General features: G+C 75.1%; 10 protein-coding genes. 2 read left to right on the forward strand and 8 right to left on the reverse strand.

Going from position 1 to position 11,634, the window contains the following annotated elements; all coding sequences use genetic code 11:
* Positions 1-71: 71 nt before the first annotated feature.
* The gene (locus ACFVVL_RS00370; RefSeq protein ID WP_387670172.1) at positions 72-2,063 is read right to left on the reverse strand and encodes a beta-galactosidase; all 1,992 of its coding nucleotides are present in this window, start codon (positions 2,061-2,063) and stop codon (positions 72-74) included.
* A gap of 157 nt (positions 2,064-2,220) precedes the next feature.
* Between ACFVVL_RS00370 and ACFVVL_RS00375 the strand changes: the two genes are divergently transcribed.
* Positions 2,221-2,865 (forward strand): GntR family transcriptional regulator, encoded by a 645-nt coding sequence (locus ACFVVL_RS00375; protein WP_380295632.1) that lies wholly within the window; start codon positions 2,221-2,223, stop codon positions 2,863-2,865.
* A gap of 108 nt (positions 2,866-2,973) precedes the next feature.
* Here ACFVVL_RS00375 and ACFVVL_RS00380 read toward each other — a convergent pair whose 3' ends face one another.
* A complete protein-coding gene (locus ACFVVL_RS00380) occupies positions 2,974-3,438 on the reverse strand; it encodes a peptidoglycan-binding protein (protein WP_387670174.1) in 465 nt (154 codons plus the stop codon).
* 368 nt (positions 3,439-3,806) lie between these two features.
* On the opposite strand from ACFVVL_RS00380, the gene ACFVVL_RS00385 reads away from it, so the two are divergent.
* Entirely contained in the window at positions 3,807-4,298 is a 492-nt protein-coding gene (locus ACFVVL_RS00385) for an AfsR/SARP family transcriptional regulator (protein ID WP_387670176.1), read from the forward strand.
* A gap of 145 nt (positions 4,299-4,443) precedes the next feature.
* Here ACFVVL_RS00385 and ACFVVL_RS00390 read toward each other — a convergent pair whose 3' ends face one another.
* From ACFVVL_RS00390 to ACFVVL_RS00415, 6 genes are all read right to left on the reverse strand, one after another.
* Positions 4,444-4,977: a MarR family winged helix-turn-helix transcriptional regulator gene (locus tag ACFVVL_RS00390; RefSeq protein WP_387670178.1), complete on the reverse strand. Its 534-nt coding sequence runs from the start codon at positions 4,975-4,977 to the stop codon at positions 4,444-4,446.
* Between the two features lie 1,290 nt (positions 4,978-6,267).
* Positions 6,268-7,545, reverse strand: coding sequence for a WD40 repeat domain-containing protein (locus ACFVVL_RS00395; protein ID WP_387670179.1), 1,278 nt, complete (start codon positions 7,543-7,545; stop codon positions 6,268-6,270).
* 210 nt (positions 7,546-7,755) lie between these two features.
* Positions 7,756-9,681, reverse strand: a complete 1,926-nt coding sequence (locus ACFVVL_RS00400; protein ID WP_387670181.1) for a N,N-dimethylformamidase beta subunit family domain-containing protein — start codon at positions 9,679-9,681, stop codon at positions 7,756-7,758.
* Positions 9,678-11,126: a condensation domain-containing protein gene (locus tag ACFVVL_RS00405; protein WP_387670183.1), complete on the reverse strand. Its 1,449-nt coding sequence runs from the start codon at positions 11,124-11,126 to the stop codon at positions 9,678-9,680. The genes ACFVVL_RS00400 and ACFVVL_RS00405 overlap by 4 nt, the downstream gene beginning before the upstream one ends.
* Positions 11,123-11,413 carry a hypothetical protein gene (locus ACFVVL_RS00410; RefSeq protein ID WP_380294774.1) on the reverse strand — a complete coding sequence of 97 codons (291 nt, stop codon included), beginning with the start codon at positions 11,411-11,413 and terminating at the stop codon, positions 11,123-11,125. Before ACFVVL_RS00410 ends, ACFVVL_RS00405 begins: the two co-directional genes overlap by 4 nt.
* On the reverse strand, positions 11,410-11,634 hold the full coding sequence (locus ACFVVL_RS00415) for an MbtH family protein (RefSeq protein WP_387670185.1): 225 nt from the start codon (positions 11,632-11,634) through the stop codon (positions 11,410-11,412). The genes ACFVVL_RS00410 and ACFVVL_RS00415 overlap by 4 nt, the downstream gene beginning before the upstream one ends.

The following is an 11,634-nucleotide window of genomic DNA, read 5'->3' on the forward strand; positions in this document are numbered from 1 at the left end:
GCGTCATCGGTCGGGACGGCGCCGGTTCAGGGCGTGGTCGGTCGGGGGGTGGTCGGTCGGGGCGTGGTCGGTCAGGGGGTGGCCGGTCGGGCTTCGAGGACGACGGCGTCGCCCGGGGCGACGGTCACCGGGCCGCCGGGCAGCGCGCGGCCGGTCAGCAGGTCGGTGAACGCGGTGTCCGCGGGCAGCTCGACGGCGGCGGGCTGCGTGCCGTGGTTGAGCAGGAAGAGGTGGCGCCCGCGACGGCAGGCCTCGACACCGGCCGGCAGGCCGGCCCCGGTGACGCCGGTGACACCGGCGGCGGCCAGCACGGCGTCCAGCAGCGGGGCCGGGTCCTCGGGCAGGCAGCTGACGTAGGTGGCGGCGCCGCGCCGGGTGACGGCCGGGCGGCCGTGCAGCGGGCCGCCCCGGTAGCGCGCCAGCACCTCGGTGTCCCCGGCGGTCTCCAGCCACTCGGTCCAGGTGCGGGCGAGCAGCCGGGTGCCGTCCGTGGTGACGACCTCCTGGACGGCGCCGTCCGGCAGCGGGCGCCACTCCTCGACGCGCACCCCGAGCAGGTCGCGCAGCGGGCCGGGCGCGCCGCCGTGGTGCACCTGGTCGGCGGCGTCGACCACGCCGCTGAACGGGCCGACCACCAGCTGCCCGGGGAAGGCGGCCAGCGCGGCGGCGTGCCCGGCGGTGCACAGGTAGAGGTTGGGGGCGATCACCAGCCGGTACCCGGAGAGGTCGCGCCCCGGCGGGGCCAGGTCGACGGCGACGCCCCGCTGGTGCAGCGGCGCGTACCAGGAGAGCAGCAGCTCGTGCAGCCGCAGCCGGTCGGAGGGCATCGACTCGGGCGCCTCCAGCCCCCACCAGCTGTCCCAGTCCAGCAGCAGCGCGACCTCGGCCCGGGTCCCGCTGCCGGCCACCGCGGCCAGCCGCCGGACGTCCGCGCCGAGCGCGAGCGTCTCGCGCCACTGGCGGGTGCCGGTGCCACCGTGCGGCAGCATCGCCGAGTGGAACTTCTCCGGGCCGTACCGGGCCTGGCGCCACTGGAAGAACATCACGCCGTCCGAGCCGTGGGCGAGCGCCTGGAGGCTGTGCAGGCGCATCACGCCCGGGTCCTTGGGCACGTTGACCGGGCGCCAGCTGACCGCGCTCGGCGCGGACTCCAGCAGCAGCCAGGGCTGCTGCTTCAGCGAGCGCATCAGGTCGTAGCTGAGCGCGGCCTTCACCGCGGCGCGCGGGTCGGCCGGGTCCGGGTAGGCGTCGTCGGTGACGACGTCCTCGGCGGCGGCCCAGCTCCAGTAGTCGAGGTCGCGCAGCACGCTCATGAAGTTGGTGGTCACCGGGACGTCCGGGGTGACCTCCTTGAGGACGGCGCGCTCCGCCTCGAAGCAGGCGAGCAGCGCGTCGCTGGAGAAGCGCCGCCAGTCCAGCAGCTGCGCCGGGTTGACCGGGCCGGGCGCCTTGCGGGGCGGCTCGACCTGCGTCCAGTCGGTGTAGTGCTGGCCCCAGCAGGACGTCCCCCAGGCCGTGTTGAGGCCGTCCAGGGAGCGGTGGCGGCGCTGGAGCCAGCGGCGGAAGTCGCGGGCGGACTCCTCGCAGAAGCACTCGGCGGTGTGGTCGGCGTACTCGTTGCTCACGTGCCACATCACCAGCGCCGGGTGGTCGCGGTAGCGCTCGGCCATCGCGCGGGCGAGCCGGACGGTGGCGGCGCGGAACACCGGGGAGGAGGGGCAGTAGCCCTGGCGCGAGCCGAACTCCAGCCGGGTGCCGGCGGCGTCGACGGGCTGGACCTCCGGGTGGGCGCGGACCAGCCAGGGCGGCGGGGTCGCGGTGGCGGTGGCGAGGTCGACGGCGATGCCGTGGGCGTGCAGCAGGTCCAGCACGCGGTCGAGCCAGCCGAAGTCGTAGCTGCCGGACCCCGGTTCGAGCCGCGACCAGGAGAAGACCGCGACCGTGACGAGGTTGACGCCGGCCTCGGCCATCAGCCGGACGTCCTCCTGCCACACCTCCTCGGGCCACTGCTCGGGGTTGTAGTCACCGCCGAACAGCAGACCCGGCACCCGTGTCAGGCCCATGCTGCGCCTCCCGCCTCCCCCGGGGTCGGAGCACCCCGGAAAACCCGTCTCCACGTCGTCCCGCATTTTGTATTCAAAATGCATAGTGCAGTACACTGGAGCGGGTCAAGAGGTGTGCATCGATCCGGACGGCCCGTCCGGAGGTCAGGGGGACGTGATGGCGATCGAGCGCCGTCCGCTGCGCGAGCAGATCCGCGACGAGCTGATGGACCGGCTCACCCGCGGCGAGTTCGCGGCGGGGACCGATGTCAACGAGGCCGTACTGGCCGCCGAACTCGGTGTCAGCCGCACCCCGCTGCGCGAGGCGCTGATCGCGCTGGCGGGCGAGGGCGTGCTGGAGAGCAGCCAGGGCCGCGGCTTCCGGTTCGCGCCGGTCAGCCGCAAGGAGTTCCGCGAACTGGTCGCGATCGTCGCGGCCCTGGAGTCCCTGGCGCTGGAGTCCTCCGACCCGGAGCACCTGCGGGCCATCGCCCCCCGGCTGCTGGACCTCGCCCAGGGGTTCCCCGACCAGGTGGCCGCGCACTCCACGGTCGACCGGCGGGACGACGAATGGCACGGGCTGCTGCTCAGCGGCTGCTCCAACGAGCGCCTGCTGGACCTGCTCACCCGGGTCAAGGCCGGGATGCGGCGCTACGAGAACCTGGTCGTCGCCGAGGACGAGCCGGTGGCCCGCGAGTCGGCGGAACACTGCGAGATCGCCCGCCGGCTGCTGGCGGACGACCTGCCGGGCGCCATCACGGCGCTGCGCGCCAACTGGATCGGCGGCATGGAGCGGATGCTCGCGCACCTCCCGGAGGACTGAGGCGCGCGGGCGGGCGGGCCGCGCCCCGGACGACGGCGGGCCCGCCGCCCGGGGTGCGGGCGACGGGCCCGGGGTGCCGGGGTGCCGGGGCGTCAGGATGCCGGGGTGTCAGGGCTTGGGGACGCGCAGGCGCGCCCAGGACGAGGCGCCGGGCCAGCCGTCCGCGTCGGCGCCCGTGTGGCCGAGCTTGCGCTGCCAGCGGGCGTAGCTCTGACGGTCGGCCTCGCCCCACTGCGGGCCCGGTCCCTGCTGGTAGGCGCCGCAGCCCTCCTCCACCAGTCGGCGGCCCATCGCGGTGATCAGCGGGCTGCGCGGGGCGGAGCGGAACCACTCCGCCCCCGGGAACGGCGCCGGGCCGCCGGCCGTGCCGGAACCCGCGCCCGGGTCCAGCGCGCCCGAGGTGACCAGCTGGTAGAGCGAACCGCCCGGGCACTCGGTGGCGTAGCCGTCCCGGTGACCGCGGATCTCCCGGCCGGCGCCGTTGGCCCGCAGGTAGGCGATGGCGTCCCGCAGGCCCGTGACCTGCTCGGCGGTCGGGCTGGTGAGGCCGGTGTCGCCGACGAGGGCGAGCACGGCGAAGTGGTTGCCCAGCGGACCAGCCAGAAGTAGTTGAAGGGCCGGCCGGGGGCGAGCCGTCCGGTGGGGATGTCAGGCCGGAGCAGACCCGGGGAGACGGCCGCCGCGCCCCGGCCCAGCTCGCCGCGGTGCTCGCCGGGCGCCGGCGGGTCGAGGGCGCGGACCTGCCAGCGCAGCCGCACCTCCTCCGCGGGGAGGTCGGGCCAGAGCATTGGTAGCGGACCTCGCTGCCCGGGGTCACCGGGCCCTCCGGTTCGGCGACCAGGTACGGGGCGGCGCCGACGCCGTCCCCGGGTGCGCCCAGCCGCTGCATCCGCTCGTCGAAGGCGCTGCGCAGTCCGGCGCTCGGCGGCCCGTCCGGCTACGTGCTCACCGTCCAGGAGGAGCAGCTCGACTACCGGCGCGCCGAACGGCTCCTCGACGCCGCCCGGGCCGCGCTCGCCGCCGGCGACCCGACCGCCGCCCACGCATCGGCCCGGGCCGCCCTGTCGCTCTGGCGCGGCCCGGCGCTGGGCGGGCTCCAGGACCTCCCCGCGTTCCAGTGGGAGGCCGCCCGGCTGGACGAAATCCGGCTCGGCGTCGAGCAGTTGATCGCCGAGGCGGACCTCGCGCTCGGCCGCTCGGAGGAGGCGGTGGCCCGGCTCCGCCGGCTCGCCACCGGACACCCGCTGTGGGAGCAGCCGCAGGCGCTGCTGATGCGGGCGCTCTACCGCACCGGCCGGCAGGCGGACGCCCTCGCCCTCTACCAGCGGACCCGCCGCCGGCTCGTCGAGGAGCTCGGGATCGAGCCCGGCGCCGAGCTCGCCGGCGTCCACCGCGCCATCCTGCGCCAGGACCCGCTGCTCGGGCGGGTCTGACTCCCCTGCGGGCGAGGGGCGTTGCCCGTTCGGGTAGCGCGGGCCGGTGCGCGTTGACACCCCTGCGGGCCTGGTCCACCGTAGTCGCAGAGCCGGGCCCCGACCCGACGGGGGCCCGGTGAACGCGCCTGTCAGCGGCGCGACTTCACCGCGTCCCGGGTCCGCGTCCCCCGGCGGACCCGGGACGCGGTGCTGTGGCGGCGGGGCAGCGGGGTGAGGCGGAGGCACCGTTCTCGTAGGCCTCGATGGTGCGCACGAACAGGGCCCGCTCGGCGGGGGCCAGCGGCTCGAAGGCGCTGCGCCAGGCCGCGGCGCCGTTGGCCAGCCAGCCTTCGATCGCCGCCCTGGTCTCCGGTTCCTCGGTGATGGTGACGATGGTGCGGCGGCGGTCGGCCGGATCGGCCTTGCGCTCCACCACGCCCTGCCGGCTGAGGTCGCTGACCATCAGGCTCACCGTCGTCGGCGCCACTTCCAGGCGCGCCGCCAGCCGGCTCACCGGCATCGGCCCGTCGAAGAGCAGATAGGACAGCATCGACAGGTGCCGGGGCGCCAGGTTCGCCGAGCGGAGCTGCTCGGGCACCGGCGTGCGCTTCAGCCGGGCCGCCACCCTCGGCATGAACAGCAGCATCGCCCGGACCGCCTCGTCCGCGCTCAGACCGTCCCCGGGTGCTGTGGACATCCGCTCCGACCCCTTCTCTCGAAGCTCACACCGTACCGGAGCAGCCGTGATCGGCTCCGCGCACGGCTACGGGTTGGTGGCGATGTCCGGGACGTTCACCGGGGCGGGCACCACCTCGAAGCGGAACACCCGGCCGAACTCGGCCGGGTCGCAGATGAGCTGGACCACCGGAATGCGCTCGGTCGCCCCTCCCCACCACCTGCACCAGGAAGCCGAACCCTCCGCCTTCCCACCCCCGCACCACCACCGCTCCCACGAAGAGCGAGCGCTCCCTCACCGGGCACCCTCGCCCACCACCGGAGCAGGAAGTCGACCCCGCCGACTTCCCACTCCAGCACCAGCCTTCCGCATCCGCGCGGAAGATGAGTGAACGTTTCGCCTCCCGAAGAGGCGCGCTGCCGACAGGCGGGGGCTCCTGCCCTGCGGAGTGGAAAGTCGGACCCGCCGACTTCCTGCTCCAGCAGCCGCCCCGCGCACTGGCTGGGGAGGTGAGTGAACGTTTCTCCACGCGGGCGAGGGGGCGGAGAGGCGGGCCGGCCACGCGCACAAGCTCACCAACGTGCAGAAACGCTTCCCCTCCGGAGCAGGAAGTCGAACCCGCCGACTTCCCACTCCAACACCGGCCTTCCGCACCCGCACAGAGGGTGAGTGAACGTTTCTCCGCGCGCGCCGGGGGCGGAGAGGCGGGCCGGCCACGCACACAAGCTCGCCAACGTGCAGAAACGCCCCCCCCGGAGCAGGAAGTCGACCCCGCCGACTTCCTGTTCCAGCACCGGCTTTCCGCATTCGCGCGGGAGGTGAGTGAACGTTTCTTCTCCCGAAGAGGCGCGCTGCCGATAGGCGGCGGGCTCCTGCTCTGCGGAGTAGGAAGTCGGACCCGCCGACTTCCTGCTCCAGCAGCCGCCTCGCGCACCGGCTGGGGAGGTGAGTGAACGTTTCTCCGCGCGGGCCAGGGGGCGGAGAGGCGGGCCGGCCGCACGCACAAGCTCGCCAACATGCAGAAACGCTTCCCCTCCGGAGCAGGAAGTCGGACCCGCCGACTTCCCACTCCAACACCGGCCCTCCGCATCCGCGCGGAAGGTGAGTGAACGTTTCTGCTCCCGAAGAGGCGGGGGGCTCCTGCTCTGCGGAGTGGGAAGTCGGACCCGCCGACTTCCTGCTCCAGTGCCGGCCTCGCGCGCCGGTTAGTGCTGTGGCCGCACAGGTGCGCCGGGTTGCGCAGCCGCTGGGTGCGTCTTGTCCTCATCGCCGGGGCGGAACCGGCAACCGTCCGGTCACAGCACTAACGGCTCACGGCGCAGTAGAGCCAGGGGCGGCATGCAGGGACAGGACCGCGACGTCGCCGCCGAAGCCCACCACGAGCGAGCCTTCCGGGGTCACGGTGAGCGCATGGACCGGCGCGGGAAACACCAGCTCCCGGCCGATCTGCCGCCCGGCGGCCAGCTCCCACAGGCACACCGTTCCATCCGAACCACCGGTGACGACCCGGAGTTCTCCACCGATCACCGCGGTCACCACCGCGGACACGGTGCCCTCGTGGCCGACCAGCCTGCCGACTTCCCGCCCCATGACCAGGTCCCACACGCGTACGGTGGCGTCGTGACCTGCCGTGATCGCGTGGGCTCTGCCGCTGACGACCGCTGTCGCGACCGCCCACGCCTCGCCGTCGTGGCCCGGCAGGGGCTCCCCGACCGGTTGTCCGGTGGTCAGGTCCCACTGCCAGACCTTGCCACCGCTCATACAGCCCACCGCATGGGGCCTGCCATCGATCACCAGCGTGTCGATGGCCATCAGGAAGTCGTCGTGTCCGGTGAGTTCGCCGACCTGTTCCCCACTGGCCAGATCCCACACCCGCACGGACACGTCGTCGTCGCTGGCGAGCGCGCACGGTCGCCCCTGGACGACAGCCGTGCCCAGACACCACACCTCACCGTTGATCCCCGGCAGCTCGCCCGTCCGCCGGCGGGTGGCCAGGTCCCACGCGCGTACCGCCCAGTCGCCGGCCGTGACGAGGCACGGCCGACCGTCCACGACCTCCGTCGCCACGGCCCACACTCTGCCGTTGAGGTCACGCATGGGCCCGCCGACCGGTTGGCCGGTCTCAAGGTCCCGCACCCGGACCGTCCGGTCCTTGCTGCCGGTGACCACGACGTGGCGGCCGTCCGAGAAGGACGTCACCACCGCGTCGACACCGCCGGTGTGACCGGACGGGTTCATCCGGAAGTGCGGGTCACTCTGCGCGCCGGTGGACCACAGCACCTGCCACGGCTCGGTGTCGACATCCTCCACTGACACGGCGGCAATCCGTGCCGACAACTCCCGGTCCCCGTACCGAGCCGCGTCCAGGGCCAGCAGCTGCCGCCGCACCCACGCCGGCGCGTCCCGGTGTACGTCCACCGACGCCCGGTAGACCGCAGCCATCAGTCGCGCATCGGAATCCGCATCGGGAGCCGGCAACCCCAGAACCCGCTCCGGATCAGCGTTCACCAGCCATGGCAGGTCCGTCCACCACCCTTGCGCCCCCGACGGATCCGATGCCGAAGCGGACACATGAACGTCGTCACTCATGGCCGGAACTCTAGTGATGCGGCCGGACAGGTCCGCCATGACCCAAAGGGTGCGCGAGCAGCCGGTCGGGGTGTTTCTGGCGGGCCCGGCCGGAGCCTGCGGCCCGGCCATGGACTTTCCGCAGGTAGGCGGGAGGCGTTTGCCCTGCGGAGTGGGAAGTCGGACCCGCCGACTTCCTGCTCCGGCATCGGCGCGGGCGGGGGGGCGGGGTCAGGTGGGGTGGGTGAGGAGGTGGGCGGTGGGGGTGGTGGTGAGGAGGTGGCCGGCGTGGGAGGTGAGGGTGAGGGCCGGGGGGAAGGGGGTGGTGGGGGTGAAGGGAGGCTCGGGAGTGGTGGTCGGGGGGCGGGTGGTGAGGCCGGTGGGAGTGGTGGCGTGGAGGCGGCCGCCCAGGACGGCGAGGGTGGTGGCGCCGGCCGCGGGGCAGAGGGGGCGCCAGGGGGCGTCCGGGTCGGTGGCGGGCCGGTGGTGCAGGGTGTCGTCGTGCGGGGTGATGGCGAACAGGGTGCCGTCGCACATCGCGAGCGCGCCGGTGCCGGGCGGGGTGCGGCCGAGGGGCGTCCACGGGGCCGGGCCGGGGACCGGGTCGCGGACGAGGAGCCGGTCGTCCTCGGTGACGGCGAGCAGGGCGAGCGGGACCGGCCCGGCGGCCTCGCGCGGAGCGGTGAGGCAGCGGATCCGCGGGGACGGCCCGGCGGCCGGCGGGCACGGCGTCCACGGGAGGTTCTGGTCGGACGGTTCCCGGTGCAGCAGCGTGGTCCCGTCGGCGGCCACCGCGAACAGCAGGCCCTCGCAGGCGGCGAGCGCCCGCACCCCGTCCGCCCGGCCGACGACGTGCCAGCGCGGCGCCGGTACGGCCCCGCCGAGGCGGTCCAGCACGTTGCGGGTGATCCGGTCGACGACCGGATCACCCAATGCCCGGCCCCAGTTGATGGTGGCGGCGTTGAAGACGGTCCCGGCGCCGAGCCGGAAGACGCCCATGGTCGCCCAGCCGCCCTGCCCGTAGCGGCGCCAGTGCCGCAGGTCGGCGGTGGCGAGCACGGCGAAGGAGCGCGGGGTGCCGTCCCGTCCGGTGGCGCGGGGCACGCCCGCGGACCAGTCGAGTTCGGCGGCGTCGGTCTCGTAGCCGAGCGAGCCCCGCGCGAAGGCGTCCCCGTCGGCGAGCCCGGTGCCCTCGAAGGCCCAGTGGTCGGCGAAGCGGACGGTGTAGGACTCGCGGCCGATGACCGCCATGCCGTCGCCCCACGCGCCGGCGCCGTGGCGGAAGCTGACGCCGGTCATGCCGTTCTCCGGCCGGTCCACCGGGGAGCTGGACCACTCGACGGTGGCCCGGCGCGGGTCGGTGGCGGTCACCGGGTCGGCGGCCGCGTCGCGGTGGCAGACCATCGCGCGCCCGCCGTCCGGCTCGTCCTCGACCCGGATCTGCCACCAGGCCGTGTTGGCCGCGAAGAACGCCAGGTTGCCGCCCCGGCGGGCGAACTCCTCGACGCTGTCGCGCATGCCGGCCGACCAGTACTCGTCGTGCCCGTTGACCACCAGCAGGCGGTACCGGGCGAGGGAGGGGGCGAACCCCGGGTCGTCCAGGTCGAAGCCGGAGCAGTACTCGACGGGATACCCGGCCCGGGGCAGCCAGCGCAGCAGCGGCTCCTCCCAGCGCTCGGGCGGCGGCCCGCCGCCGGGGGCGTCGAGCCGGACCCGGGCGGCGCGGCCGGGCTGCTCGGCGTAGTAGAGGCCGCGGCCGGGCTGACCGGCCCGGTGGTAGGCGCGCCAGGTGGCGAACGGGACCGAGACCAGGATGCCGGAGGCCGAGCCGGGACGGGCGGCGCGCACCACGAACCACACCTCGTGCTCGGCGTCGCGCTCGGGCGCGGGCTGCTCGGGACGCTCGTCGTGGAAGCTCGCCCGGTAGAGCGAACTCGGCCAGTGCGCCGGGACGTCGAGGTCCCACCGGGTGACGCCGCCGAGGGCCGCCTTCAGCCGCACCTCCCCGCTCACCTCGTCCGTGACGACCACCCGGCCGCGCAGCGGACGGCCCTCGACGCCCCGCGCGCCGAGGCGGAACCGCAGCCGGCCGCCCTGGACGCAGGACGTCGCCCCGGCCTCGGCCAGCGGACGCGGGACGGGGTCGCCCGCCGTCACGAGACCTGGTCCCCGCGGTCGGTGAACCGTTCCAGCAGGCCGGGCAGCGCCGCCAGCCGGGGCGGGGCTCCGGCGGCGGAGGCGACCACCAGTTCCTCGATCGCCCGCAGATGGGCGTGGATCGCCGCGGGCGGAAGGTGGGCGGTGTCGGCGGTGAGGGTGACGGTGAGCGCGGAGTCGTCACCGGTGAGGTGGAGGCAGTAGCGGCAGGCCACCAGCTCCTGGGTGGCCGGGAAGTCCAGCACGGTGCGGGAGCGAAGTGCGGCCAGCTCCCCGGCCGTCGGCAACTCCGAGGCCGTCAGCGGCCGTTCGACGAGCCGCATGTCGTTGAAGCAGCAGTACGGGTGCACCTCGGTCCCGCGTTCACGGGCGATCCGGGCGAGCAGCGCGTCCCACTCCACCGGGTCGTAGGCGGCCGCCCGGTAGCCCGCCAGCGCGGCCCGCCACGCGGTCGGCAGCAGATCGGTGAAGACGGCGCCGCCGTCGAGGTCCTCGGGCAGGTCCAGGACGACCAGCGCGTCCTGGGAGAGCGTGCTGACCAGGTCTCGGTGGTCGGCGGCGGTCCGGTTCCCGGCGATCGGCATGACGGCCGCCGCCGCGTGGCCCCGGTCGGCGGCGACCAGGGCCGCACTGGCGGCGAGCAGCACGGTGGAGCCGCTGACCCGGTGGACGGCCGCCAGCGCGTCGACCGCCCGGGGCAGCGCCGCCGACACCAGCCGGCCGGTCCAGAACCGGGGCGCGCACGGCTCGGCGACAGGGTCGGCGAACATCGTCGGCGGCATCCGCCGCAGGTCGGCCTCCCAGCGGGCCAGCGCCGCGGCGCCCCGGCGGCGCCCGGCCGGGCCGTGCTGCTGGTGCGCGAGGTCGTACGGGGTGACGGCGGCGGGGCGGCCCGCCGAACCGCGCCGGACCAGCAGCCGCAGGTCGCGCACCAGCACCTCGGCGCCGTGCCCGTCCGAGGCGAGGTGGCACAGGGCGAACACGGCGTGGGTGATCCGCCCGCCGCAGCGCACCGCGCCGAACCGCACGGGCCACTCCCCCGTGTAGTCGAAGCGCCGCCCGGTGAGGTCGGCCAGCAGGTCCTCGGCGGCCCGGCCGGTGCGTTCGGGGTCGGGCTCCTCGCGCACCTCGACGGTGATCTCACCGTCGGCGCAGAGGAGTTGGCCGGGCTCGCCGTCCTCCCCGACGGCCAGCCGGGTGCGCAGCGCCTCGTGCCGGGCGAGCAGCGCGGCGACGGCCGCCGCGAGCCGGGGTCCGTCGACGGGCGCGCCCCGGTCGGCGAGCGGGAGGATCCGGCCGAGGTTGAAGTAGTGGTCGTTGGGCGCGGTGCGGCCGATGGCGTGCCAGATGGCGCGCTGGCCCCAGGTGAGCGGGGCGCGCCCGGACCGGGTGCCGGTGAAGGGGACGGCGAGGCCGGTGCGTACGGCGGTGGTCGTTCCGTTCATCCGGCGTGCTCGTGCAGTCGGGCGGCGAGGGCGGTCAGGCCGTCGGTGTGCAGGGCGGGGTCGCCGAGGTCGATCAGCAGCTCGAACTCCTCCTCCAGGCTGTCGGCGAGCCGCAGCAGGGCGAGCGAGGAGACCCCGAGGGCGGTCAACGACTCCTCGGAGGCGAGGAGTTCGGCGACGGTGAGCTGACCGTCGGTGGCGGCGGACACCAGCTCGGCGAGGCGGTCGCGCACGGCGGCGAGCTCGGCGGGACCGGCGGGACCGGCGGGGTGCGCAGGGGCGGTCATCGGGCGGCTCCGCCGGACTGCTCGGCGAGGCGGCGGCGCAGGCTGAGCGGCCGGATGTCCGGCCAGACGCGGTCGACGTGGTCGCTGCACTCCTCCTCGGTGCCGGCGAACCCCTCGGCGCGCCAGCCGGCGGGGATCGGGGCGGCGGCGGGCCAGAGGGCGTGCTGCTCCTCGTCGTTGACGACCACCAGGTACGGGGCTTCGGGGTTCGTGGGGCTCAC

It is taken from the genome of Kitasatospora sp. NPDC058115 (assembly GCF_042884635.1).
Classification (GTDB): Bacteria; Actinomycetota; Actinomycetes; order Streptomycetales; family Streptomycetaceae; genus Kitasatospora.

What these genes read in the sequence shown, in the direction of transcription:
- ACFVVL_RS00410 (WP_380294774.1), bottom strand. Translation starts at nt 11,413, where the DNA reads ATGACCGCCCCTGCGCACCCCGCCGGTCCCGCCGGTCCCGCCGAGCTC.
- ACFVVL_RS00370 (WP_387670172.1), bottom strand. Translation starts at nt 2,063, where the DNA reads ATGGGCCTGACACGGGTGCCGGGTCTGCTGTTCGGCGGTGACTACAAC.
- ACFVVL_RS00375 (WP_380295632.1), top strand. Translation starts at nt 2,221, where the DNA reads ATGGCGATCGAGCGCCGTCCGCTGCGCGAGCAGATCCGCGACGAGCTG.
- ACFVVL_RS00405 (WP_387670183.1), bottom strand. Translation starts at nt 11,126, where the DNA reads ATGAACGGAACGACCACCGCCGTACGCACCGGCCTCGCCGTCCCCTTC.
- ACFVVL_RS00390 (WP_387670178.1), bottom strand. Translation starts at nt 4,977, where the DNA reads ATGTCCACAGCACCCGGGGACGGTCTGAGCGCGGACGAGGCGGTCCGG.
- ACFVVL_RS00395 (WP_387670179.1), bottom strand. Translation starts at nt 7,545, where the DNA reads ATGAGTGACGACGTTCATGTGTCCGCTTCGGCATCGGATCCGTCGGGG.